19 protein-coding genes are annotated in these 23,808 nt (G+C 62.2%); 9 read left to right on the top strand and 10 right to left on the bottom strand.

Going from position 1 to position 23,808, the window contains the following annotated elements; genetic code table 11:
- Positions 1 to 96 precede the first annotated feature (96 nt).
- The 7 genes from betA (at position 97) to yccS (ending at position 11,595) form a co-directional block, all read left to right on the top strand.
- Positions 97 to 1,797, top strand: a complete 1,701-nt coding sequence (gene betA / locus B0W55_RS17340) for a choline dehydrogenase (RefSeq protein WP_077047152.1) — start codon at positions 97 to 99, stop codon at positions 1,795 to 1,797.
- Between the two features lie 241 nt (positions 1,798 to 2,038).
- Positions 2,039 to 3,481, top strand: coding sequence for a TldD/PmbA family protein (locus B0W55_RS17345; protein ID WP_077047153.1), 1,443 nt, complete (start codon positions 2,039 to 2,041; stop codon positions 3,479 to 3,481).
- A complete protein-coding gene (locus tag B0W55_RS17350) occupies positions 3,481 to 4,818 on the top strand; it encodes a TldD/PmbA family protein (protein WP_077047154.1) in 1,338 nt (445 codons plus the stop codon). Before B0W55_RS17345 ends, B0W55_RS17350 begins: the two co-directional genes overlap by 1 nt.
- A gap of 171 nt (positions 4,819 to 4,989) precedes the next feature.
- Positions 4,990 to 6,417 (top strand): multidrug transporter subunit MdtD, encoded by a 1,428-nt coding sequence (gene mdtD, locus B0W55_RS17355; RefSeq protein ID WP_077047155.1) that lies wholly within the window; start codon positions 4,990 to 4,992, stop codon positions 6,415 to 6,417.
- A 105-nt stretch (positions 6,418 to 6,522) separates the two neighbouring features.
- Positions 6,523 to 7,860, top strand: a complete 1,338-nt coding sequence (gene dbpA, locus B0W55_RS17360; protein ID WP_256576329.1) for an ATP-dependent RNA helicase DbpA — start codon at positions 6,523 to 6,525, stop codon at positions 7,858 to 7,860.
- 151 nt (positions 7,861 to 8,011) lie between these two features.
- On the top strand, positions 8,012 to 9,190 hold the full coding sequence (locus B0W55_RS17365) for an NAD(P)/FAD-dependent oxidoreductase (protein WP_077047157.1): 1,179 nt from the start codon (positions 8,012 to 8,014) through the stop codon (positions 9,188 to 9,190).
- 221 nt (positions 9,191 to 9,411) lie between these two features.
- Positions 9,412 to 11,595 carry a YccS family putative transporter gene (gene yccS, locus B0W55_RS17370; protein WP_077047158.1) on the top strand — a complete coding sequence of 728 codons (2,184 nt, stop codon included), beginning with the start codon at positions 9,412 to 9,414 and terminating at the stop codon, positions 11,593 to 11,595.
- Between the two features lie 8 nt (positions 11,596 to 11,603).
- Here the strand turns inward: yccS and B0W55_RS17375 are convergent, their stop codons facing one another.
- Positions 11,604 to 12,341: an ABC transporter substrate-binding protein gene (locus B0W55_RS17375; RefSeq protein ID WP_077047159.1), complete on the bottom strand. Its 738-nt coding sequence runs from the start codon at positions 12,339 to 12,341 to the stop codon at positions 11,604 to 11,606.
- Between the two features lie 255 nt (positions 12,342 to 12,596).
- On the opposite strand from B0W55_RS17375, the gene B0W55_RS17380 reads away from it, so the two are divergent.
- The gene (locus B0W55_RS17380; RefSeq protein WP_077047186.1) at positions 12,597 to 13,049 is read left to right on the top strand and encodes a GNAT family N-acetyltransferase; all 453 of its coding nucleotides are present in this window, start codon (positions 12,597 to 12,599) and stop codon (positions 13,047 to 13,049) included.
- A 125-nt stretch (positions 13,050 to 13,174) separates the two neighbouring features.
- On the opposite strand, the gene B0W55_RS17385 is transcribed toward B0W55_RS17380, so the two are convergent.
- From B0W55_RS17385 to B0W55_RS17395, 3 genes are read right to left on the bottom strand one after another with little or no spacing between them, the layout of a single operon-like run.
- Entirely contained in the window at positions 13,175 to 13,471 is a 297-nt protein-coding gene (locus tag B0W55_RS17385) for a helix-turn-helix domain-containing protein (protein WP_077047160.1), read from the bottom strand.
- 14 nt (positions 13,472 to 13,485) lie between these two features.
- Positions 13,486 to 13,977 (bottom strand): M48 family metallopeptidase, encoded by a 492-nt coding sequence (locus tag B0W55_RS17390; RefSeq protein WP_077047161.1) that lies wholly within the window; start codon positions 13,975 to 13,977, stop codon positions 13,486 to 13,488.
- Positions 13,978 to 14,022: 45 nt separating this feature from the next.
- On the bottom strand, positions 14,023 to 16,146 hold the full coding sequence (locus tag B0W55_RS17395; protein WP_077047162.1) for a bifunctional diguanylate cyclase/phosphodiesterase: 2,124 nt from the start codon (positions 16,144 to 16,146) through the stop codon (positions 14,023 to 14,025).
- Between the two features lie 324 nt (positions 16,147 to 16,470).
- On the opposite strand from B0W55_RS17395, the gene B0W55_RS17400 reads away from it, so the two are divergent.
- Complete coding sequence (locus tag B0W55_RS17400) at positions 16,471 to 17,139, top strand: polysaccharide lyase family 7 protein (RefSeq protein ID WP_077047163.1); 669 nt, start codon at positions 16,471 to 16,473, stop codon at positions 17,137 to 17,139.
- A 191-nt stretch (positions 17,140 to 17,330) separates the two neighbouring features.
- Here B0W55_RS17400 and fba read toward each other — a convergent pair whose 3' ends face one another.
- From fba to tkt, 6 genes are all read right to left on the bottom strand, one after another.
- Entirely contained in the window at positions 17,331 to 18,395 is a 1,065-nt protein-coding gene (gene fba / locus B0W55_RS17405; protein WP_019694035.1) for a class II fructose-bisphosphate aldolase, read from the bottom strand.
- Between the two features lie 248 nt (positions 18,396 to 18,643).
- Positions 18,644 to 18,976: an MliC family protein gene (locus B0W55_RS17410; protein WP_077047164.1), complete on the bottom strand. Its 333-nt coding sequence runs from the start codon at positions 18,974 to 18,976 to the stop codon at positions 18,644 to 18,646.
- Between the two features lie 56 nt (positions 18,977 to 19,032).
- Positions 19,033 to 19,254, bottom strand: a complete 222-nt coding sequence (locus B0W55_RS17415) for a hypothetical protein (protein WP_077047165.1) — start codon at positions 19,252 to 19,254, stop codon at positions 19,033 to 19,035.
- A 35-nt stretch (positions 19,255 to 19,289) separates the two neighbouring features.
- Complete coding sequence (locus tag B0W55_RS17420) at positions 19,290 to 20,453, bottom strand: phosphoglycerate kinase (protein WP_077047166.1); 1,164 nt, start codon at positions 20,451 to 20,453, stop codon at positions 19,290 to 19,292.
- Between the two features lie 12 nt (positions 20,454 to 20,465).
- On the bottom strand, positions 20,466 to 21,518 hold the full coding sequence (epd, locus tag B0W55_RS17425; protein ID WP_077047167.1) for an erythrose-4-phosphate dehydrogenase: 1,053 nt from the start codon (positions 21,516 to 21,518) through the stop codon (positions 20,466 to 20,468).
- A gap of 149 nt (positions 21,519 to 21,667) precedes the next feature.
- Entirely contained in the window at positions 21,668 to 23,665 is a 1,998-nt protein-coding gene (gene tkt, locus B0W55_RS17435) for a transketolase (protein ID WP_077047169.1), read from the bottom strand.
- Positions 23,666 to 23,808: the final 143 nt, after the last annotated feature.

Genomic DNA, 23,808 nt, shown 5'->3' on the forward strand with positions numbered 1-23,808 from the left:
TGCTGCGCAGCCGGGCGGGAGCAAGCTCCCTCGCCACGGGTTGCGCGGTGTCTGGCGATCTTCGACCTGAACCAACTTCAAAGAGGGTGCATTCAAATGTCCCAAGTATTCGATTACATCATCATCGGTGCCGGTTCGGCCGGTAACACCCTGGCGACCCGTCTGACTGAAGACGAAGGCGTCACCGTCCTGCTGCTCGAAGCCGGCGGCCCGGACTACCGTTTCGACTTCCGCACGCAAATGCCGGCCGCCCTGGCGTTCCCGCTGCAAGGCCGTCGCTACAACTGGGCGTACGAAACCGATCCGGAGCCGCACATGGACGGTCGCCGCATGGAATGCGGTCGCGGCAAGGGCCTGGGCGGCTCCTCGCTGATCAACGGCATGTGCTACATCCGCGGTAACGCCATGGACTACGACGGCTGGGCGAAACTGCCCGGTCTTGAGGACTGGTCGTACCTGGACTGCCTGCCGTATTTCCGCAAGGCTGAAACCCGTGACATCGGCCCCAACGACTACCACGGTGGCGACGGTCCGGTCAGCGTGACCACGCCCAAGGCCGGCAACAACCCGCTGTTCCATGCCATGGTCGAAGCCGGCGTACAGGCCGGTTACCCGCGCACCGAAGACTTGAACGGCTACCAGCAGGAAGGCTTCGGCCCGATGGACCGCACCGTCACGCCAAAAGGCCGCCGTGCGTCCACCGCCCGCGGTTACCTGGACGTGGCCAAGAAGCGTTCGACCCTGACCATCGTCACCCACGCCCTGACCGACAAGATCCTGTTCGAAGGCAAGCGTGCGGTCGGCGTGCGTTACCTGATGGGCGATGCTGAAGAGCGCGTTGAAGTGAAGGCGCGCAAGGAAGTGCTGCTGTGCTCCGGCGCCATCGCTTCGCCGCAGATCCTGCAACGCTCCGGTGTCGGCCCCGCCGAACTGCTGAACAAGCTCGACATTCCGGTGGTCCACGACCTGCCGGGCGTCGGTGAAAACTTGCAGGACCACCTCGAGCTGTACCTGCAATACGCCTGCACCCAACCGGTGTCGCTGTACCCGTCGCTGCTCTGGTACAACCAGCCGGCCATCGGTGCCGAATGGCTGTTCAACGGCACCGGCATCGGCGCCAGCAACCAGTTCGAAGCCGGCGGTTTCATCCGCACCCGTCCGGAATTCGAGTGGCCGAACATCCAGTACCACTTCCTGCCGGTGGCGATTAACTACAACGGCAGCAACGGCGTGAAAGAGCACGGCTTCCAGGCGCACATGGGCTCCATGCGTTCGCCGAGCCGCGGGCGCATCCAGGCCAAGTCCAAGGACCCACGCCAGCACCCGAGCATCCTGTTCAACTACATGGCCACCGAGCAGGACTGGCAGGAGTTTCGCGACGGCATCCGCCTGACCCGGGAAATCATGCAGCAACCGGCGCTGGACGCGTTCCGTGGGCGGGAAATCAGCCCAGGCATCGAGGTGCAAACCGACGAGCAACTGGACAAGTTCATCCGCGAGCACGCCGAAACCGCGTTCCACCCGTCCTGCTCGTGCAAGATGGGCACCGACGAGATGGCCGTGGTCGATGGCGAGGGCCGCGTGCATGGCATGCAGGGCCTGCGCGTGGTGGATGCCTCGATCATGCCGATCATCACCACCGGCAACCTGAACGCCCCCACGATCATGATCGCCGAGAAAATCGCCGACAAGATCCGCGGTCGCCAGCCATTGCCGCGCAGCAAGGCCGACTACTACGTGGCCGGCGATGCGCCGGTGAAGGGCAAGCCGTTGCGTGAAGTGGGGCAGCCCGCTTAAGACGCTGCACCGCGGTGCTGCCTTCGCGAGCAAGCCCGCTCCCACATTGAATGTGTGAACCACACAGATTCAATGTGGGAGCGGGCTTGCTCGCGAAGGGGCCCGCACCAACAACACTTCACCTCCATCACTTCCCTTGATCCATCCCCCCTGCCAGGCCTACTCTAGGGCCACGCAACCGTTTCACCCCCTCCTCTCGCCGCACCGCTTTGCCGCCACTCCATACCAGGGAGGTTCCCCAATGTTCGATTTCCACCCCCAGCTCAAGCAGCGCTTTGCTGCCTTGCGCACGGGCGCTGAGTTCTTTTCCCTGCGGTATGTGCGCGAGTCCGGGCAGTACCTGTCGGTGCGCAAGAACGTGGCGGAACCGCCCAGCCTGCGCCGTGACGAAGGCGCGATGCTGACCGTGCGGGTCAACGGCGTCGAAGCCTATGCCGCCACCAATGACCTGTCGCAACAGAGCCTGCAAGCTGCCCTCGAACGGGCCGAGAATCAGGCGCGCCGACTCAAGCCCCATGCCCTGCTGGACTTGCGTGAACACGCCGTATCCAGCGACCGCGCCGATTACTGTTCGCCGAACCTCGACCAGCCCTTCCCATCCCTGAGCGACTGCTACCAACTGCTCGGCGCCGAATCCGCCGCCGTGCCCAAGGACGAGCGTCTGGTGAACTGGCAGGTGAGCATCGGCATCACCCACGTCGAGCAGATCTACCTCAACAGCGCCGGCGCCGAGCTGCGCCAGGCCCAACGCTTTGTCTACCCGGGCCTGGACGTCACCGCCTATGACGGCAACGACAGCCAGACCCGCAGCCTCGGCCGCGAGAACTTCGGCCAGCAAGGCGGCGCCGATGTGATCAGCCGCTGCGGCCTGGTCGGTGCCGGCCCCATCGTGGCCGATCAGGCGTTGCAATTGCTGCTGGCACCGAACACACCCCAAGGCCCCCGCGACCTGTTGTTGATGCCCGACCAAATGATGCTGCAGATCCACGAGTCCATCGGCCATCCGCTGGAACTGGACCGCATCCTCGGCGACGAGCGCAATTACGCCGGCACCAGCTTCGTCAAGGCCGAAGACTTCGGTCATCTGCAATACGGCTCCACGCTGCTCAACGTGACCTTCGACCCGGACATTCCCGAGCAGCTCGCCAGCTACGGCCATGACGACGACGGCACGGCCGCCAGCAAACAATTTCTGATCCGTGAAGGCCTGTTGCTGCGTCCGTTGGGCGGCGCCCTGTCGCAGTTCCGCGCCGGCCTGGACGGTGTGGCCAACAGCCGTGCCTGCGGCTGGAACCGCCCACCGATCGACCGCATGGCCAACCTCAACATCGAGCCGGGTGACCAACCGCTGGAACAACTGATCGGCAACATCGAACATGGCATCCTGATGAGCACCAACCGCTCCTGGTCCATCGACGATGCGCGCAACAAGTTCCAGTTCGGCTGCGAGTGGGGCCAGTTGATCGAAAACGGTGAACTCAAGGGCGTGGTGAAGAATCCGAACTACCGGGCGATTTCCGCGCAATTCTGGAAGAGCCTCAGCGCGGTCGGCGATGCCAATACCTTCAAAGTGTTGGGCACGCCGAACTGCGGCAAGGGCGAACCGAACCAGGTGATCCGCGTCGGCCATGCGTCGCCGGCCTGCGTGTTCAGCAACGTTGATGTGTTTGGGGGAGATGCCTGATGGGTGCGACGAACAATCAGGTCGAATCATTCAAGGCCTTGGTCGCCAGCTTGCGTGATGCTCTGCGCGAGCCGGAGCAATTCACCTTGAGCTACGCCGCCGAATCGTCGGCTTTCGTGCGCTTCAATCACGCCAAAGTACGTCAGGCGGGGCAGGTGCAGCAGGCGAGCATCGGCCTGAAACTGATCAACGACGGACGCCACGCCGACCTCGACATCACCCTGTCCGGCGATCCGCAGGTGGATCAACAGCGCCTGGCCGAGGGCCTGCAACAACTGCGCGACACCCTGCCATTGTTGCCACAGGATCCGTACCTGCTGCTCAACTACAACGGCTGGCAGAGTCAGAACGTGCAAGCGCATCCGCTGCCGGACACCGAGCAAGCGGTCGCTGAAATCACCCGCGCCGCCGAAGGCCTGGACCTGGTCGGCTTTTATGCAGCCGGGCCAATCAGCCGTGGTTTCGCCAGCTCCGCCGGGGCATTCGGCTGGCATCAGGCCAACAGCTTCAATTTCGATTTCAGCCTGTTCCATGAAAACGGCCAAGCAGTGAAGGCCAGCTATGCCGGGCACGACTGGAGCAGCGAAGGCTTTGCCAAACGCTTCCAGCAGGCCCGCGAACAACTGGCGTTTTTGGGGCGCCCCCTGCGCACCCTGACGCCGGGTCAATACCGCGCTTACCTGGCCCCGGCGGCGCTGGAAGAGATCATCGGCATGCTGTGCTGGGGCGGGTTTTCCGCGCAGTCGATTGCCAGCAAGAGCAGCCCGTTGCAGAAGCTGTATGGCGGCGATCAACGCTTCAGTGCGCTGGTGTCGCTGGATGAAAAAGTCAGTGGCTCGTTGAGCCCGGCGTTCTCCGACGAAGGTTATCCGCGCAGTGATCTGAGGCTGATCGTCGAAGGCCAGGCCGGGGACCGGTTGGTGGGTTCACGCAGCGCTGCCGAGTACGGTTTGACTGCCAACGGCGCCAGTGGTGGCGAATCCCCCAGCGCGCTGAACATGCGGGGCGGCGTGCTGCCGGAGGCGGAGATTCTCAAGCAGTTGGGCACGGGCCTGTACATCAGCAACCTGTGGTACCTGAACTTCTCCGATCAACCGGCGGCCCGCCTGACCGGCATGACCCGCTTCGCGACCTTCTGGGTCGAGAACGGCGAAATCCAGGCCCCGGTCAGCACCATGCGTTTCGATGACAGCGCCTACAGCCTGCTGGGTTCGCAGCTCGAAGCGTTGACCGAGGAGCGAGAGATGTTGCTGTCCGCCAGTACCTACAGCCAGCGGGCGACGGCTTCGGCGTTGTTGCCGGGGGCGCTGATCAGCCGATTGACCCTTACGCTGTGAACAGAACATCCCGGCAAACCGCAGGCCCTGTGGGAGCGGGCTTGCTCGCGAACGCGGTGGCTCAGTCAACATTGATATTGAATGTGACGGCCTCTTCGCGAGCAAGCCCGCTCCCACAGGGGTAGTGATCCGCCACGACATCGCATTAACACGTCTTCCACATGAGGTCCCATGCCCAACCGCCCGCCTCTCGACGCTGTCACCGCCCGCTGGGTGCCGTGGGTCGTCGCCATTGCGTTCTTCATGCAGTCCCTCGACGGGACCATCCTCAACACCGCCCTGCCGGCCATGGCCGCGGACCTGGCCGAAGACCCGCTGCGCATGCAGGGCGTGATCATCGCCTACATGCTCACCGTCGCGCTGCTGATCCCGGCCTCGGGCTGGATCGCCGATCGCTTCGGCACCAAAAAAATCTTCTTCAGCGCCATCCTGTTGTTCAGCATCGGTTCCCTGCTGTGTGCGATGTCCAACTCGCTGACGCTGCTGATCGGCGCCCGGATCGTCCAGGGCCTGGGCGGTGCTCTGATGCTGCCGGTGGGGCGCCTGGTGGTGCTGCGCGCCTACCCGCGCTCGGAACTGGTGCGGATCATGGGTTTCATCACCATCCCCGGTCTGCTCGGCCCGTTGATCGGTCCGACCATGGGCGGCTGGATGGTCGAATACCTGACCTGGCACTGGATCTTCCTGATCAACCTGCCGGTGGGGGTGATCGGTTGCTACGCGGTGTGGAAATTCATCCCCGACCTGCGCGGCACCGAGCGCACTCGCTTCGATGGCCTGGGCTTTTTGCTGTTCGGCGCGGCGATGATCCTGATCACCATCGCCATGGAAGGCCTGGGCGAGCTGCACCTGCCGCATCTGCGGGTGATGTTGCTGCTGTTCGCCGGGCTGGCCTGCCTGGCGGCGTACTGGTTGCGCGCCGGGCACATCGACAATCCCTTGTTCGCGCCGTCCCTGTTCAAGACCCGGACCTTCGCCGTCGGCATTCTCGGCAACCTGTTCGCCCGCCTCGGCAGCGGCGCCCTGCCCTTCCTCGTGCCCTTGTTGCTGCAGGTGGCGCTGGGCTATTCACCGTCACAGGCGGGGATGAGCATGCTGCCGCTGGCCGCCGCGGCGATGATCGCCAAGTGGGTGGCGCGGCCACTGATCGAGCGCCTGGGCTACCGGATCGTGCTGACCGGCAACACCCTGGCGCTGGGGATCATGCTGGCGAGCATGGGGCTGGTCAGCGAGCAGACGCCGTACTGGCTGCTGCTGTGCCTGCTGGCGATCCTCGGTGCGATCAACTCGCTGCAGTTCACGGCGATGAACACCGTGACCCTGATCGACCTTGACGACGCCAGCGCCAGCAGCGGCAACAGTTTGCTGTCGGTGGTGGCGCAGCTGTCCCTGAGCCTGGGGGTGGCCTGCGCCGGTGCGTTGCTGGGCGGGTTCACGGCGGAAATCGGCAACGATGGTGTGGAGACCGTGTTGGGGGCGTTTCAACTGACCTTCGTGACCGTGGGCATCATGGCGATGCTGGCGGCGACGATCTTTTCGCAGCTGTCGAAGGAAGACGGACGGCGCGTCAAACGTCCGGAAGAACACATAGAGCCTTAGGGCGAATGGCCATCGGGCTGGTACACTGCGCGACATTTTGTTTTGCAGGCCAGTCCCGTGACCACCATCGCCACCGCTTTTAATACTTTGCCGCTGTCCGCCGCCATGCTGGCTAACCTCGAGTCCCTCGGTTATACCCAGATGACGCCGATCCAGGCGCAAAGCTTGCCGGTGATCCTCAAGGGGATGGACCTGATCGCCCAGGCCAAGACCGGCAGCGGCAAGACCGCCGCGTTCGGCATTGGCCTGCTCAACCCGATCAATCCGCGCTATTTCGGCTGCCAGGCGCTGATCCTGTGCCCGACCCGCGAACTGGCCGACCAGGTCGCCAAGGAAATCCGTCGCCTGGCCCGTGCCGAAGACAACATCAAAGTCCTGACCCTGTGCGGCGGCGTGTCCTTGGGCCCGCAGATCGCTTCGCTGGAACACGGCGCGCACATCATCGTCGGCACCCCGGGCCGCATCCAGCAGCACCTGCGCAAAGGCTCGCTGGTGCTTCATGGCCTCAACACCCTGATCCTCGACGAAGCCGACCGCATGCTCGACATGGGTTTCTACGATTCCATCGAAGAAATCATCATGCAGGCCCCGGAGCGTCGCCAGACCCTGCTGTTCTCTGCCACCTACCCGGTGGGCATCAAGCAACTGGCGTCGAAGTTCATGCGCAACCCGCAGCAGGTCAAGGCCGAAGCGTTCCACGACGATACGCAGATCGAGCAGCGTTTCTACGAGATCTCCCCGGAAGAGCGCATGAGCGCGGTGACCAAGGTGCTCGGCCACTTCCGTCCGGCGTCCTGCGTGGCGTTCTGCTTCACCAAGCAGCAGGTCCAGGAAACCGTCGATCACCTGACCGCCAAGGGCATCTCCGCCGTCGGCCTGCACGGCGACCTGGAACAGCGTGACCGCGACCAGGTGCTGGCGATGTTCGCCAACCGCAGCACCTCGGTGCTGGTGGCCACTGACGTTGCCGCCCGCGGCCTGGACATCGATTCGTTGGACATGGTGATCAACGTCGAGCTGGCCCGGGATTCGGAAATCCACATCCACCGCGTCGGCCGTACCGGTCGTGCCGGTGAGAAAGGCATCGCCATCAGCCTGGTGGCGCCGTCCGAAGCGCAGCGCGCGCAAGCCATCGAACAGCTGCAGAAAACCCCGTTGACCTGGGATCAGGTCGACAACCTGAAGTCCCAGGGCGGTGGCCCGCTGCTGCCACAGATGAGCACCCTGTGCATCGCTGCCGGGCGCAAGGACAAGGTTCGCCCGGGCGATATCCTCGGCGCCTTGACCGGTGACGCCGGCATCCCGGGCGCCCAGGTCGGCAAGATCGCGATCTTCGATTTCCAGGCCTACGTGGCCGTGGAACGCGGCGTCGCCAAACAGGCCCTGCAGCGCCTGAACGACGGCAAGATCAAGGGCCGTTCGTTGCGCGTGCGTATTCTGTAAGGGTTCTTCGACTCAACGAAGATCCCCTGTGGGAGCGGGCTTGCTCGCGAATGCAATCTGTCAGTCAGCCTATAAGGCGACTGATACACCGCCTTCGCGAGCAAGCCCGCTCCCACATTGATTTTGTGGTGCTACTCAAGAGGACACCGTTTTGCGCTCTACCGAAGTCGTGATCATTGGCGCTGGCGCCGCAGGGTTGATGTGTGCACTGACCGCCGCCGGCCGCGGGCGCCAGGTGCTGTTGCTCGACCATGCCAACAAGGCCGGCAAGAAAATCCTGATGTCCGGCGGTGGCCGCTGCAATTTCACCAACATGTACACCGAGCCGAGCAATTTCCTCTCGCAGAACGCGCATTTCTGCAAATCGGCCCTGGCCCGCTACACCCAGTGGGATTTCATCGGCCTGGTGGCCAAGCACGGCGTGCCGTACCACGAGAAAAAACTCGGGCAGCTGTTCTGCGACAACAAATCCAGCGACATCCTCGAGATGCTGCTCAACGAGTGCGATCAGGTGGGCGTCAGCCTGCACCTGGACACCTCGATCCAGACCATCGAGAAGCTGGAGAAGGGTTATCTGCTGGACACCACCCTCGGCCAGGTCACCTGCCAATCCCTGGTGATTGCCACCGGTGGCCTGTCGATCCCGACCTTGGGCGCCACCGGTTTCGGCTACCAGGTCGCCAAACAATTCGGCCACGAACTGCTGCCGACCCGCGCCGGCCTGGTGCCGTTCACCATCACCGATCAGCTCAAGGCCCTGTGCACCGAGCTGTCGGGGACGTCGGTGGATTGCCTGGTCAGCTGCAACGACCAGAGCTTCCGCGAGAACATCCTGTTCACCCACCGCGGCCTCAGCGGCCCGGCGATCCTGCAGATTTCCTCGTTCTGGGAGCCCGGCGACACGGTCGAGATCAACCTGCTGCCGGACCACGACGTGCCGAGCTGGCTGCAACAGCAACAGGCCGAACGTCCCAACAGCGAACTGAAAACCCTGCTCGGGGAAATCTTCACCAAGAAGATGGCCAACCTGCTGGCGGACAACTGGTTCGTGTCCAAGCCGATGAAGCAATACACCCACGCGGAGCTGGCCGACATCGCCGAAAAACTGGCGAACTGGAAAGTCGTGCCGGCCGGCACCGAAGGCTACCGCACCGCCGAGGTGACCCTGGGCGGCGTCGACACCAACGAGGTGTCGTCCAAGACCATGGAATCGCTGAAAAGCCCTGGCCTGTACTTCATCGGCGAAGTGCTGGACGTGACCGGGCACCTGGGCGGCTTCAACTTCCAGTGGGCCTGGGCCTCGGGCTACGCAGCTGCGCAGTACGTCTGACCTAACACCAAACAAAATGTGGGAGCGGGCTTGCTCGCGAATGCAATCTGTCCGTTGACCGATCAGTCGACTGATACACCGCTTTCGCGAACAAGCCCCACATTGGTGACAGGGTGTTCGATAAAGGAACAGATTTTGCTGCTCAATGTGATCGCCGCCATTGCGTCGGCGTCATTAGTGGCTCAATTTAGCGTCATCGCCTCGGAAGGCCTTCGCACTTCATGTCATCGACTTCGTTTCGCCAGTCTCTGCGGCGCCTGTGGGCGCTGGATAAATTCAGCTACAGCGTGCGGGTGTTCATCGCCCTGACCGGCACCATGGCGCTGTGTTGGTATCAGGATGAAATGGGGCTGCTGATCCCGTTGTTCCTGGGGATCATCGCCAGCGCCCTGGCCGAGACCGACGACAGTTGGCAAGGCCGCCTCAATGCGCTGGCCGTGACCCTGGTGTGTTTCGCCGTCGCCTCGCTGTCGGTCGAACTGCTGTTCCCCTACCCCATCGTTTTCATCATTGCTTTCGCCCTCGCCAGTTTCTGCCTGACGATGCTCGGCGCTCTGGGCGAACGTTATGGCGCGATTGCCTCGGCGACGCTGATCTTGTCGGTGTACACCATGATCGGCGTGGACCAGCGTGGCGGCGCGGTCACCGACGTCTGGCACGAACCGCTGCTGCTGGTGGCCGGTGCGGCCTGGTACGGCTTGCTCTCAGTGCTGTGGCAGGCGCTGTTTTCCAACCAGCCGGTGCAACAGAGCCTGGCGCGATTGTTCCGCGAGTTGGGTTTTTACCTGAAGTTGAAATCGTCGCTGTTCGAGCCGATTCGTCAGCTGGACGTGGAAGCGCGGCGCCTGGAACTGGCGCAACAGAACGGTCGGGTGGTGGCCGCCCTGAACGCCGCCAAGGAAATCATCCTGCACCGGGTCGGCAACGGGCGCCCGGGGTCGAAGGTCAGCCGCTACCTGAAGCTGTATTTTCTCGCCCAGGACATCCACGAGCGCGCCAGTTCCTCGCACTACCCTTACAACGCCCTGGCCGAGGCGTTTTTCCACAGCGACGTGCTGTTCCGCTGCCAGCGCCTTCTGCGCCAGCAAGGCAAGGCCTGCCGCGCGCTCGCCGAATCGATCCAGATGCGCCAGCCCTTCATCTATGACGCCAGCTTCGCCGAAGCCTTGGGCGATCTGCATGCCTCCCTCGAACACCTGCGCATCCAGAGCAACCCGGCCTGGCGCGGTTTGCTGCGCTCGTTGCGGGCATTGTCCGCCAACCTGGCCACCCTCGACCGTTTGCTCAGCGATGCGAGCAACCCCGATGCCCTGGCCGACGCCACCGACAGCAGCCTGCTCGATCGCTCGCCACGCAACCTCAAGGACGTCTGGGTACGCCTGCGCACCCAACTGACGCCGACTTCGCTGCTGTTCCGCCATGCCCTGCGTTTACCCCTGGCCCTGAGTGTTGGCTACGCCATGGTGCATTTGATCCACCCGTCACAGGGCTACTGGATCATCATGACCACGCTGTTCGTCTGCCAGCCGAACTACGGCGCCACCCGGCGCAAACTCGGCCAGCGGATCGTCGGCACCGCCATCGGCCTGACCCTGGCCTGGGCACTGTTCGACCTGTTCCCCAACCCGCTGATCCAGTCGTGCTTCGCGATTGCCGCGGGGATCGTGTTCTTCACCAACCGCACCACCCGCTACACCCTGGCGACGGCGGCGATCACCCTGATGGTGCTGTTCTGCTTCAACCAGGTGGGCGACGGCTACGGCCTGTTCCTGCCGCGACTGTCCGACACCCTGGTCGGCAGCCTGATCGCGTTGCTGGCGGTGTTCCTGTTCCTGCCGGACTGGCAGGGCCGGCGCCTGAACAAGGTGCTGGCCAACACCCTGACCTGCAACAGCATTTACCTGCGCCAGATCATGCAGCAATACGCCGCCGGCAAGAGCGACGACCTGGCCTATCGCCTGGCCCGACGCAACGCGCACAACGCCGATGCGGCCCTGTCGACCACCCTGGCCAACATGCTGATGGAGCCGGGGCACTTCCGTAAGGAAGCGGATGTGGGCTTCCGCTTCCTGGTGCTGTCGCACACCTTGCTCAGTTATCTGTCCGGCCTGGGCGCACACCGCGAGACCCAACTGCCCGCCGACGTGCGCGAGCATCTGATCGAAGGTGCCGGGGTGAGACTGGCCGCGAGCATCGACGAAATTGCCCAGGGCCTGGCCAGCAAATCCGCGATTGCGATTCAGAGCGATGAGGAAGAAGCCCTGGCCAATGACCTGGAGCAGATGCCCGATGAGATCGATGAAGGACAGCGGCTGGTGCAGACCCAGCTGGCGTTGATCTGCCGGCAACTCGGGCCGTTGCGGACACTGGCGGCGCATTTGATCAAGGATACGAGCGGGGATTGACCTCCCCGCTACATCCCATGCTGCCTGAGCAACCGCTCATAACTTCCATCGGCCTTCATCCTGGCAATCTCCCGATCGAACCCGGCGACGATCTGCTCATGCTGGGGATTCTTCAGGCTGACCAGGATATGCAAGCTGTTCTCGCTCAGCGGCTTGGGCAGGAACTCCACGGCATTGCGCACCTTGGCCGATTCCCGCGCCAGGTAATAGCGGGCGACGTACTCATCTTCCAGGGTCAACTTGACCCGGTCCGCCGCGACCATGCGCACGGCCATGGCGAAATTGTGCACCGGCACCTTCTGCACCGACGCATCCTCATCGAATGCCGTCGAATAGGCATAGCCGCGCACCACCGCCACCGGGTAGGTGTGCAGTTGCTGCAGGTTGTTGAATTCGATCGGCGCGTCCTTGCGCTTGATAAAGCGCACGCGATTGATCAGGTAAGCGCCGGAGAACTGGCCGAGTTGGGTACGCTCATCGCTGTACCAGGCGTTGACCAGCACGTCGTAACGGCCCTCACCCAATCCAAGCAAGGCCCGCGCCCAGGGCACCTGCTCGAAGTCGCTGGCAAAACCGGCCCGCGCCAGCGCAGTGCTGACAATGTCGGTGGCCAGGCCACCATTGACCAGCGTGGCGTCGGTGAACGGCGGCCAGCTATCAGCCACCAGCCGCAGCTTTTCCGCCGCCACGTCTTGCACCAGCAACAGCAATCCAATCAAAGCAAAGGCTCGATGCAATCGCGGCATGCTCGAAAGTCCTTAGCGGGCGGGCTGCCCGTCGTGTTTTCAGCTGATTCTCCAAGCCCCTTACCGGCACACCCAGGTACAAAACTCTAGTTCATTGAAGCCACTGCACATCGCTGGATTCCAGATTACACAAAGAAGCCGACGGCGCGTGAAATGAATGATGGCATTTTGGTCTTTGTCACAGATTTCTCTGCCATCAAGACAACCATCACGAGGACGCTTAGTATCGGGGGAACGTTTTCAGGGAATCACGACATGACAATCGAATGGGTCTGCAAACACCACAGCGATCTGGGCAAGGAACAGCTGTATGCGATCCTGCAGCTGCGTGCCGAGGTGTTCGTCGTCGAGCAGAAATGCGTGTACCAGGACATCGATGGCCAGGATCTGGAGGGAGACACCTGCCATTTGATGGGCTGGGAGAAGGATCGATTGGTGGGTTACCTGCGCCTGCTCGATCCGGATCTACAGGGCGGCGACGTCGTGATCGGCCGGGTCGTGACCGCCCCTGCAACCCGTGGTCAGGGTCTGGGGCATGAAATGATGGAACAGGCGCTCAGGCAGGCGCACAAGCGCTGGCCCGAGGTGCCGGTGTATCTCTCGGCCCAGGCGCATTTGCAGGGGTATTACGGGCGGTATGGGTTTGTAGTGGCGGGTGAGGAGTATGTGGAGGATGGAATTCCACACATAGGCATGCGGCGTTCCTGAGGCCCTCTTCGCGAGCAAGCCCGCTCCCACATGGGCTCTCCATGGGTCACAGATTTTGTGTTCGACGGAGATCCACTGTGGGAGCGGGCTTGCTCGCGAAGGCGCAGGCCCAGACGCCGCAACTGTCAGGGATACTCCAAAACCCCCTTGATCTGCCGCAAATGGCGCTCGATCCACCCCCGATCAATCGCCCCCCAATCCCGAATCCGGTAGCGCCCCGCATGGTTGCGCGCGCCTTCTTCCTGTTCGAACTCGCAGACGATATCCAGGTCCGCCAACGCGGCGATGGTGTCCTGGGCCGTGCGCCGGGGCATGCCGGTGACTTCGGTCAAGGCCGGGACGCTGCTGGCCAGCCCGCTGTCGATCAGGTACGCCACGTACAGGCGACGGTAGAAACTGCTTTTGGTCTTGCTGACTTCCATCTGACGATCCTTTGTTATTGCATATCCCGCCAGGTCAGATACACCCGCACATCGAACTCCACCTGGTGATAGCCCGGCAGCATGTGTTCACACAGCTTGTAGAACGCCTTGTTGTGATCGGACTCTTTGAAATGCGCCAGTTCGTGGACCACGATCATTTTCAGAAACTCGGCCGGCGCGTCCTTGAACAGCGACGCGATGCGGATTTCCTTCTTGGCCTTGAGCTTGCCACCCTGCACCCGCGAAATCGTGGTGTGCAGGCCGAGGGCGCGGTGGGTCAAGTCCAGGCGGTTGTCGAACAGCACCTTGTCGATGGCCGGGGCGTTGCGCAGGTATTCCTGCTTGAGGTCCAGTGCGTAGGTGTACAGCGCCTTGTCGCTCTGCACCCCGTGATTGTCCGGGTAGCGCTTGCTCAGGTACTCGCCTAGCCGATCATCGGCGATCAGCTGGCGCACCTGTTCCTGCAACGAAGCAGGATAAGCCTGGAGGTATTTCAACGGGGTCATCGCAGCGGCAACACACATGACGAAAAGGTCGCCAGTGTAGCGAATTCAACCGGTCAGCGCGCTCCAGTCGAAGGGTTGCACGAAGCGAGCGGTGTCTTCGGCCATCATCGGCCGCGCGACCAGGAACCCCTGCACGTACTCACAACCATTGGCTCGCAGCCACTCATATTGCGCCAGGGTTTCCACCCCTTCGGCGATCACCAGCATGCCGTACTGCTTGCACAGCTCGATGACATTGCGCACCAGCGCGGCGTCCCGTGGGGAATCCGGCAACCGGGAGATCAGATGCCGGTCGAGCTTGAGCGTGTCCAGTTCGTGGTCACGCAAATGCGCCAGCGAACAGGGCCCGGAACCGAAATCATCCAGCGCCACCCTGACCCCCAGGTTACGCAGCAGACGCAGCTGTTTGCGGGTTTCCTCGGGGTGATGCATCAGGGCCTCTTCGGTCACTTCGACTTCCAGATGACGCGGTTGCAGACCATTGCGTTCCAGCACCTGGCGCAACTCGGTGACCAGGTTGGGCATGGAGAACTGCGTACGACTCAGGCTCACGCCCAGTACCAGGTCCTCGGCAAACAGGCTTTCCCAGGCTTTGCGTTGCCCGGCGCCGCGCTGGTAAATCCAGCTGCCCAGGCGACTGATCAAGCGCGCCTCTTCCAGCAAAGGCAGAAACAGCCCGGGCGGCACGTCACCGACGCTCGGGTGCTGCCAGCGCAACAGGGCTTCGAAGCCACGGATCTGCCCCGTGGCGATGGATACCTGAGGTTGATAGACGAGATTGAAATCACGGTTCTCGATGGCGGTGCGCACGCTTTCCTCGAGCATCAGCCTGGACCGCGCCCGACCATTCATTTCGTGATCGTAGAAGCGATATTGCTGACGGCCAGCGCGCTTGGCTTCATACATGGCGATGTCCGACGCTCGCATCAGCCCGTCGAGGCTCGCGCCGCAATCGGGGTAGGTGGCGATGCCGATGCTCGCGCCCAGGGCGATATCCAGGCCGTCGATTTGCTGACAGATCGACACCCGCTCAATCAGCTTCTCGGCAATCTTCGCGGCCTGCTCGGGGAATTCGAGATCCAGCAATGCAGTGAATTCATCGCCGCCCATGCGCGCCAGAATGTCAAAGGGTCGCAGGCAGGCTTTCAATTGTTCGGAGACCCAGCGCAACACGCGGTCGCCGGCGTCGTGACCCAGCGAATCGTTGACCCGTTTGAAGCCGTCCAGATCAAGATACAACAGCACCCAGGCGCTGTCGGTGCGCTCGCCGCGCAGCAGCAGGTTTTCCACAGTCTGGTAAAAGCCGCGGCGGTTCAGCAACCCGGTCAGGGGGTCGGTGACCGCCTGGAACTCCAGCTGCTGATGCAGGCGCCGCACCACTGACATGTCCAACACCGTGACCACCATCGCATGCTGCTCGGCCGGCAACGGAGCGCAGGACAGCGCCACCGGCACCTGCTGCCCCGGCGCGGTACGCAGCAAGGCATCGTGCAGGCGATAGGTCTCGCCGCGCCGGTAATCGGCCAGCAGATCCGACTCCGCCCACACCGGGATGTGCGGCTTTTGCAGGAAATCCAGAAACTCACGGCCCTCGAGTTCCTGCACCGTGGCGCTGAGCATGCGCGACATCGCCGGGTTGGCGAAGCGAATCAGACCGTCCTCATTGACCACCAGAATGCCTTCGGCGGCGTTGTCCAGCACCGAGGCATTGAAGGCGCGAGCGACTTCCAGATCATGGCTCAGGCGCTGCAACGCCCGGCGATTGCGCTGGTGCTCCAGCAACGCCTGGACCTTGGGCTTGAGAATCTGCGGGTCAAAGGGTTTGAACAGGTAATCCACGGCGCCGCTGGCGTAGCCCTTGATCACGGCGTCCTGGGACTGCTCGTTGGCCGTCAGGAAAATGATCGGGGTCAGGCGGGTGCGTTGACTGCCGCGCATCAGCCGCGCGACTTCGAAACCGTCCATACCGGGCATCTGCACGTCCAGCAGGACCAGGTCGACATCGTGTTCCAGTAACAGACTCAGTGCCTCGAAACCCGAGGCAGCAGTGAAAACCCGCCAGTCCTGGCGCTTCAACAACGCGCTCATGCTGATCAGGTTTTCCGGGTAATCGTCGACGATCAGTAACGTTGAGGTGCCTTCAATTGGCGGGGGGTGCGCGCATTCCATGCTGCTTCTCTATGTTCGGGGCGTCAGGCCGGCTTCTTGTGAAAACCGGACAAATACTAAGCCTTCACTCTAGACCTGGATCCAAAAAAGCAGAAGGTATCAGTACGCCATCATTTAACCAATGCTGTCTTTTACCGACTAACGGTCACGCTTGAAAGCCTCTGAAACCGGGAAAGATGGCCTTTTAACAGGATTTTGACGCCACCCATCTGTCAGTCAGGCATTAACAAAATAGCGTTGCACGATTATAAAGGCCGCGCTCAAAGTCGCGTGCTAGAGCTTCTGGTACGTGTGTACCGCAAAAATCCGTGGAAGCGTTTACCCATGATCGACCTCGCAAGCTGGAACCTCAGCGTTCCCGTCGGCAATCCGCCGTATACCGTTGAAACCTCCAAACTGGTCAAGGGCTTCAAGGATCAATACTTCCATTCCGACACCGGCACCCTGTTCTTCTGGGCTCCGGTCACCGGCTCACGCACCGAAAATGCCATCTACCCACGCACCGAACTGCGGGAGACGTACAGCAATGGCACCTTGAAAAACTGGTACTACCCGGACGCCGACAACGCCCTGAGGGCCACCCTAACAGTGAATCAGGTACCCAGCTCGGGCAAGATCGTCATAGGCCAGATTCATGCCTATGAAAGCCAAAAACCCCTGGTGAAAGTCGAGTACCAATATAAAACCAAAACCGCCACCGGCAATATCGTCGCCAAAGTACGCATGCACCCCGATGACGACGAGGGCCGCGTCATCACCATCGCCACCGGCGTGAAACTGGACCGCGAGTTTTCCTACCTCATCCACCTGAGCCCCGGCGGCGCGCTGGGCATCAGCGCAGCGGGTTATCAGTGGGACACCAAAATCAGCGCCACCTGGCGCGACAAGCCGCTGTACTTCAAGGCCGGGGTGTATGTGCAGGACAACACCGGGTACACCAGTGAAGGTGGGAAGGTGACCTTCTCCAAACTCGATATCGACCACGACAAATAACCGTCAACACAGCGTTGCCCTGTGGGAGCGGGCTTGCTCGCGAAGGCGTCATGTCATTCAACATCGATGTCGTCTGACACTACGCCTTCGCGAGCAAGCCCGCTCCCACATGGACCTCGTTGAGGTTGAATGATCGGCCATAAAAAAACCCGCATTTCTGCGGGTTTTTGTGGAGCGGAAACGCTCAGGCCTTAGTTGACCTTGGCGTTCAGCTCACCCTTGAGGTAACGCTGGAACATCGCTTCCAGGGAGATCGGCTTGATCTTGGAAGCATTGCCGGCGGTGCCGAAGGCTTCGTAGCGGGCGATGCAAACGTCGCGCATGGCGGTGACGGTGGCGCCGAAGAATTTGCGTGGGTCGAATTCGCTCGGGTTGGTGGCCATCAGGCGACGCATTGCGCCGGTGGAAGCCAGGCGCAGGTCGGTGTCGATGTTGACCTTGCGCACGCCGTGCTTGATGCCTTCGACGATTTCTTCAACCGGTACGCCGTAGGTTTCTTTGATGTCGCCGCCGTACTGGTTGATGATCGCCAGCCACTCCTGCGGAACCGAAGACGAACCGTGCATCACCAGGTGGGTGTTCGGGATGCGCTTGTGGATTTCCTTGATGCGGTCGATCGCCAGCACGTCGCCGGTAGGTGGCTTGGTGAACTTGTAGGCGCCGTGGCTGGTGCCGATGGCAATGGCCAAGGCGTCGACCTGGGTGCGCTTGACGAAGTCAGCGGCTTCTTCCGGGTCGGTCAGCATCTGGCTGTGGTCCAGAACGCCTTCGGCGCCGATGCCGTCTTCTTCACCGGCCATGCCGGTTTCCAGCGAACCCAGGCAACCCAGCTCGCCTTCTACCGATACGCCGCAGGCGTGCGCCATGGCCACGGTTTGTTGGGTCACACGCACGTTATAGTCGTAGTCGGTCGGGGTCTTGCCGTCTTCGCCCAGGGAGCCGTCCATCATGACCGAGCTGAAGCCCAGTTGGATGGAGCGCTGGCAGACGTCAGGGCTGGTGCCGTGGTCCTGGTGCATGCACACCGGGATGTGCGGGAATTCTTCGATGGCCGCCAGGATCAGGTGACGCAGGAACGGCGCGCCGGCGTATTTGCGGGCACCGGCCGAAGCCTGGACGATCACCGGGGAGTCAGTCTTGTCAGCGGCTTCCATGATGGCGCGCATCTGCTCAAGGTTGTTGACGTTGAAGGCTGGAACGCCGTAGCCGAACTCGGCTGCGTGGTCCAGCATCTGGCGCATGCTGATAAGTGCCATTGTGAGGGTCTCTCCCGGTTGAAGTCGTTATTTTGCCAGCCTGCCGTAGCGGCGGCGGCGATTCAAGTTATTGCAGATCGGGGGTTGGTCCGGCCTGCCAATTCGGTGCTGCAAAATCCTGTGCGTTACGCAGAACCCTGTGGGAGCGGGCTTGCTCGCGAATGCGATCTGACATTCAACATCGATGCAAGCTGACCCACCGCTTTCGCGAGCAAGCCCGCTCCCACATGGGGTCCGTGGCGTATCGGTTATTGCGCTTTACAGCCACGGCCTATCAAATCATTGGTGGCGACCCAGTAAACCAGGCCTTCCTCACCTTTTATGTGAAACGCCAGCATGTCGTTGCTGTACAGCGAGCCCGACGCGCCGGGTTCTTCCTTCAGGCGGTAGACCTGATCGGCGCCGCCCAGGCGTACGTCGACTTGCCTGCGGCTGTCGTCGGCGTAGCGCCACACCACTTTGGCCTGGCTGTCGCAGGTCCAGGTGGTCCAGTTGTCAGCCGGGGCGGACGACTGGAAGGGGTTCAGGTTGGCGCACCCGGCCAGCAGTGCCAGCGCCGTAATGGCGATCAATCCTTTCATCCGTGTTCCTCGGCCGACAGCGCACGCCGCCGGCCCTGAGTAAAGAGTCAGACCCGTCAAGGGCAACCATGTTCCTTGGCGGGCGTCTGGGTCTCGTACTTGTCCAGGCCCTCGGGCCCGGACCGCTTGTTGAGCACCGGATTGGTCTCCGCTTGCCATTCGGCCTGGTTGCAGCCGTTCTGGGGCTCGACCGGTGCAGGTTCCGGCGTGGCCTTCGGGTTACTCCCGCAAGCCACCAGCGAACCTGCGACGATCAACAGCGCTAACGTCTTGACCATGAAAACACTCCCTTGCCAGGTCAAACGGGCGACCCTCAGGCCTTGGCCCGGCTTTCCAGGACTTCAACGGCTGGCAGCACCTTGCCTTCGACGAATTCGAGGAACGCGCCGCCACCGGTAGAAATGTAGGAGATCTGCTCGCCAACGCCATATTTGTCGATGGCCGCCAGGGTGTCGCCACCGCCGGCGATGGAAAACGCCGAGCTTTCGGCGATGGCCTGGGCCAGCACCTTGGTGCCGTTGCCGAACTGGTCGAATTCGAACACGCCCACCGGGCCGTTCCACAGGATGGTTTTCGACGATTTCAGCAGTTCGGCGAAGTTCGCCGCGGTCTGCGGCCCGATGTCCAGGATCATGTCGTCGGCCGCGACGTCAGCGATCAGCTTGACGGTGGCTTCGGCGGATTCGGCGAACTCCTTGGCAACCACCACGTCGACCGGCAGCGGAACGCTGACCTTGGCGGCGATGGCGCGCGCGGTGTCCAAAAGGTCCGGCTCGTACAGGGATTTGCCGACCGGGTGCCCGGCTGCCGCCAGGAAGGTGTTGGCAATGCCGCCGCCGACGATCAACTGGTCGCAGATCTGGCTCAGGCTGTTGAGCACGTCCAGTTTGGTGGACACCTTGGAGCCGGCAACGATGGCGGCCATTGGCTTGGCCGGAGCACCCAGGGCCTTGCCCAGTGCATCCAGTTCGGCTGCCAGCAACGGGCCTGCCGCTGCGACCTTGGCGAACTTGGCCACGCCGTGGGTTGAACCCTCGGCACGGTGCGCGGTGCCGAAGGCGTCCATCACGAACACGTCGCACAGGGCGGCGTATTGCTTGGCCAGGTCGTCGGCGTTCTTTTTCTCGCCCTTGTTGAAGCGCACGTTTTCGAACAGCACGATGTCGCCGGCCTTCACCTCGACGCCGTTCAGGTAGTCAGCCACCAGCGGCACTTCGCGGCCCAGAGCACGGCTCAGGTAGTCGGCGACCGGCTTGAGGCTGTTCTCGGCGGAGAACTCGCCTTCGGTCGGACGGCCAAGGTGCGAGCAAACCATCACGGCCGCGCCTTTTTCCAGGGCCAGCTTGATGGTCGGCAGCGAAGCCAGGATTCGCGCATCGCTGGTGACAACACCGTCCTTGACTGGGACGTTGAGGTCTTCGCGGATCAGTACGCGCTTACCTTGCAGATCGAGGTCGGTCATCTTCAACACGGTCATGGGTCGCATTTCCTACTGTTTTGGAGAGGCAGCTGTCTGCAGATAATGTTCTGCAACATCCAGCATTCGGTTGGCAAAACCCCATTCGTTGTCGAACCAGGCCAGGATGTTCACCAGCCGAGGGCCGGAAACGCGGGTCTGACTGGCATCGACGATCGCCGAATGTGGGTCGTGATTGAAATCACAGCTTGCATGGGGTAGCTCGGTATAGGCCAAAAGCCCCTTGAGCGGGCCGCTGGTGGCAGCCTCGCGCAGGATCCGGTTGACCTCGGCGGCGTCGGTGTCGCTCACGGTCTGCATCGTGATATCGAGGCAGGAGACGTTCACTGTCGGCACGCGTACGGCTTTGGCCTGGATTCGACCGGCAAGTTCCGGCAGCAGGCGCTCGATGCCACGCGCCAGACCGGTGGACACCGGGATCACCGACTGGAACGCCGAACGGGTGCGGCGCAGGTCTTCATGATGATAGGCGTCGATCACCGGCTGGTCGTTCATCGCCGAGTGGATGGTGGTGATCGACACGTATTCCAGACCGATGGCCTGGTCCAGCAGGCGCAACAGCGGCACGCCGCAGTTGGTGGTGCAGGAGGCGTTGGACACCAGCCGTTCGTCACCGGTCAGGCAATCCTGGTTCACGCCGTAGACGATGGTGGCGTCGACATCCGACTCGCTGGCCATCGGCTGGGAAAACAGCACCCGAGGCGCGCCAGCGTCGAGGAAACGCTGACCGTCTTCGCGGGTGTGCCAGGCACCGGAGCATTCGAGCACCAGATCGACGCCCAGGGACGCCCAATCGATGCCTTCGGGGGTGGCGCTGCGCAGGACCTTCACGCAGTCGCCATTAATATGCAGACAATCGCCGTCGACCTTCACCTCACCGGGAAAGCGCCCGTGGGTGGAGTCGAAGCGTGTCAGGTATTCGATGCTGGCCATGTCGGCCAGGTCGTTGATCGCGACAATTTCAAACCCGGCCTTCTCGCCTCGCTCGAACAACGCACGCAAGACGCAACGACCAATTCGGCCGTAGCCGTTGAGTGCAACTTTGTAGGGACGCGGTTGAGGCATGGGGTTCTCGATTACCGTGGTGAATCAGTCAGTGCATGGCGTCCGGGCTATCGCTTTCGCGAGCAAGCCCGCTCCCACATTGGAATGCATTTCCATGTGGGAGCGGGCTTGCTCGCGAAGACGTCAGTCCAGACGACATCTTTTGCGGATCAGTCTTCCAGCAGCTCTTCAGCCTGGCCGAGGATGTTTTCCAGGGTGAAGCCGAACTCCTCGAACAAGGCAGGCGCAGGCGCCGACTCGCCGTAGGTGGTCATGCCGATCACGCGGCCTTCCAGCCCTACGTACTTGTACCAGTAGTCCGCGATGGAGGCTTCGATGGCAATACGGGCGCTGACCTGCAACGGCAGGACCGATTGCTTGTAGCCGGCGTCCTGGGCATCGAACACGCTGGTGCACGGCATGGAAACCACACGCACGTTGCGGCCCTGCTCGGTCAGTTTGTCGTAGGCCTGAACGGCCAGACCCACTTCGGAACCGGTGGCGATCAGGATCAGCTCAGGCTCGCCCACACAGTCCTTCAACACATAACCACCCCGGTTGATATCGGCGATCTGGCCGGCATCACGGGTTTGGTGCTGCAGGTTCTGACGGGAGAAGATCAGGGCCGAAGGACCGTCCTTGCGCTCCAGTGCATGTTTCCAGCACACCGCCGATTCCACGGCATCGGCGGGACGCCAGGTGTCGAGGTTCGGGGTGCAGCGCAGGCTGGCCAATTGCTCGACCGGCTGGTGAGTCGGGCCGTCTTCGCCCAGACCGATGGAGTCGTGGGTGTAGACGTGGATCACGCGCTGTTTCATCAGTGCCGACATGCGCACGGCATTGCGGGCGTATTCCATGAACATCAGGAAGGTCGCGCCGTAAGGCACCAGGCCGCCGTGCAGGGCAACGCCGTTCATGATCGCGGTCATGCCGAACTCGCGCACGCCGTAGTACATGTAGTTGCCGCTGGCGTCTTCGGCGCTGACGCCCTTGCAGCCCTTCCACAGGGTCAGGTTGGAACCGGCCAGGTCAGCCGAACCGCCGAGGAACTCGGGCAGCAGCGGGCCGAAGGCGTTCAGGGCGTTCTGGCTGGCTTTACGGCTGGCGATGGTTTCGCCCTTGGCGGCCACTTCGGCGATGTAGGCGTCGGCCTTTTCGCTGAAATCGGCCGGCAGCTCGCCGCTCAGGCGACGGATCAGCTCGTTGGCTTCGGTAGGGAACGCGGCGGAGTAGGCAGCGAAACGCTGGTCCCACTCGGCTTCAACGGCGCGACCGGCTTCCTTGGCGTCCCACTCGGCATAGATGTCGGCCGGGATTTCGAAAGGACCGTAGTTCCATTTCAGCGCCGCACGGGTCAAGGCGATTTCCGCGTCACCCAGCGGGGCGCCGTGGCAGTCTTCCTTGCCTTGCTTGTTCGGCGAGCCGAAACCGATGGTGGTCTTGCAGCAGATCAGGGTTGGCTTGTCGCTCTTGCGCGCCGTCTCGATCGCGGTCTTGATTTCTTCCGGGTCGTGACCGTCGACATTGCGGATCACTTGCCAGTTGTAGGCTTCGAAGCGCTTGGGCGTGTCGTCGGTGAACCAGCCTTCGACTTCGCCATCGATGGAGATGCCGTTGTCATCGTAGAAGGCGATCAGCTTGCCCAGGCCCAAGGTGCCGGCCAGGGAGCCGACTTCGTGGGAAATGCCTTCCATCATGCAGCCATCACCCAGGAATACGTAGGTGTGGTGGTCGACGATGTTGTGGCCGGGACGGTTGAACTGCGCCGCCATGACTTTTTCCGCCAGGGCGAAGCCCACGGCGTTGGCCAGACCCTGACCCAGCGGGCCGGTGGTGGTTTCAACACCTGGGGTGTAGCCGAATTCCGGGTGGCCCGGTGTGCGACTGTGCAGTTGACGGAACTGCTTGAGGTCGTCGATCGACAGGTCGTAGCCGGTCAGGTGCAGCAACGAGTAGATCAACATCGAGCCGTGACCGTTGGACAGCACGAAGCGGTCACGGTCGGCGAAGGATGGATTGCTCGGGTTGTGCTTGAGGTAGTCGCGCCACAGCACCTCGGCGATATCCGCCATACCCATAGGGGCACCGGGATGGCCGCTGTTGGCTTTTTGCACGGCATCCATGCTGAGGGCACGAATGGCGTTGGCGCGCTCACGACGGCTAGGCATCGCTGTTCTCCTGCGGGTTCTGAATCGAGAGTGAATAAAACGAAACGGAAAAAAGGCGAGCATTTTCCCTCACCGGGCCGCCTCGGGGCAATGACAGATAGTCATCTGAAGGCGTTTTTCCAATGGATAACCCTGGTTTGGCC

This window comes from Pseudomonas sp. KK4 (assembly GCF_001984065.1).
Lineage (GTDB): Bacteria > Pseudomonadota > Gammaproteobacteria > Pseudomonadales > Pseudomonadaceae > Aquipseudomonas.

What these genes read in the sequence shown, in the direction of transcription:
- betA (WP_077047152.1), top strand. Translation starts at nt 97, where the DNA reads ATGTCCCAAGTATTCGATTACATCATCATCGGTGCCGGTTCGGCCGGT.
- B0W55_RS17345 (WP_077047153.1), top strand. Translation starts at nt 2,039, where the DNA reads ATGTTCGATTTCCACCCCCAGCTCAAGCAGCGCTTTGCTGCCTTGCGC.
- B0W55_RS17350 (WP_077047154.1), top strand. Translation starts at nt 3,481, where the DNA reads ATGGGTGCGACGAACAATCAGGTCGAATCATTCAAGGCCTTGGTCGCC.
- mdtD (WP_077047155.1), top strand. Translation starts at nt 4,990, where the DNA reads ATGCCCAACCGCCCGCCTCTCGACGCTGTCACCGCCCGCTGGGTGCCG.
- dbpA (WP_256576329.1), top strand. Translation starts at nt 6,523, where the DNA reads ATGCTGGCTAACCTCGAGTCCCTCGGTTATACCCAGATGACGCCGATC.
- yccS (WP_077047158.1), top strand. Translation starts at nt 9,412, where the DNA reads ATGTCATCGACTTCGTTTCGCCAGTCTCTGCGGCGCCTGTGGGCGCTG.
- B0W55_RS17375 (WP_077047159.1), bottom strand. Translation starts at nt 12,341, where the DNA reads ATGCCGCGATTGCATCGAGCCTTTGCTTTGATTGGATTGCTGTTGCTG.
- B0W55_RS17380 (WP_077047186.1), top strand. Translation starts at nt 12,597, where the DNA reads ATGACAATCGAATGGGTCTGCAAACACCACAGCGATCTGGGCAAGGAA.
- B0W55_RS17385 (WP_077047160.1), bottom strand. Translation starts at nt 13,471, where the DNA reads ATGGAAGTCAGCAAGACCAAAAGCAGTTTCTACCGTCGCCTGTACGTG.
- B0W55_RS17390 (WP_077047161.1), bottom strand. Translation starts at nt 13,977, where the DNA reads ATGACCCCGTTGAAATACCTCCAGGCTTATCCTGCTTCGTTGCAGGAA.
- B0W55_RS17395 (WP_077047162.1), bottom strand. Translation starts at nt 16,146, where the DNA reads ATGGAATGCGCGCACCCCCCGCCAATTGAAGGCACCTCAACGTTACTG.
- B0W55_RS17400 (WP_077047163.1), top strand. Translation starts at nt 16,471, where the DNA reads ATGATCGACCTCGCAAGCTGGAACCTCAGCGTTCCCGTCGGCAATCCG.
- fba (WP_019694035.1), bottom strand. Translation starts at nt 18,395, where the DNA reads ATGGCACTTATCAGCATGCGCCAGATGCTGGACCACGCAGCCGAGTTC.
- B0W55_RS17410 (WP_077047164.1), bottom strand. Translation starts at nt 18,976, where the DNA reads ATGAAAGGATTGATCGCCATTACGGCGCTGGCACTGCTGGCCGGGTGC.
- B0W55_RS17415 (WP_077047165.1), bottom strand. Translation starts at nt 19,254, where the DNA reads ATGGTCAAGACGTTAGCGCTGTTGATCGTCGCAGGTTCGCTGGTGGCT.
- B0W55_RS17420 (WP_077047166.1), bottom strand. Translation starts at nt 20,453, where the DNA reads ATGACCGTGTTGAAGATGACCGACCTCGATCTGCAAGGTAAGCGCGTA.
- epd (WP_077047167.1), bottom strand. Translation starts at nt 21,518, where the DNA reads ATGCCTCAACCGCGTCCCTACAAAGTTGCACTCAACGGCTACGGCCGA.
- tkt (WP_077047169.1), bottom strand. Translation starts at nt 23,665, where the DNA reads ATGCCTAGCCGTCGTGAGCGCGCCAACGCCATTCGTGCCCTCAGCATG.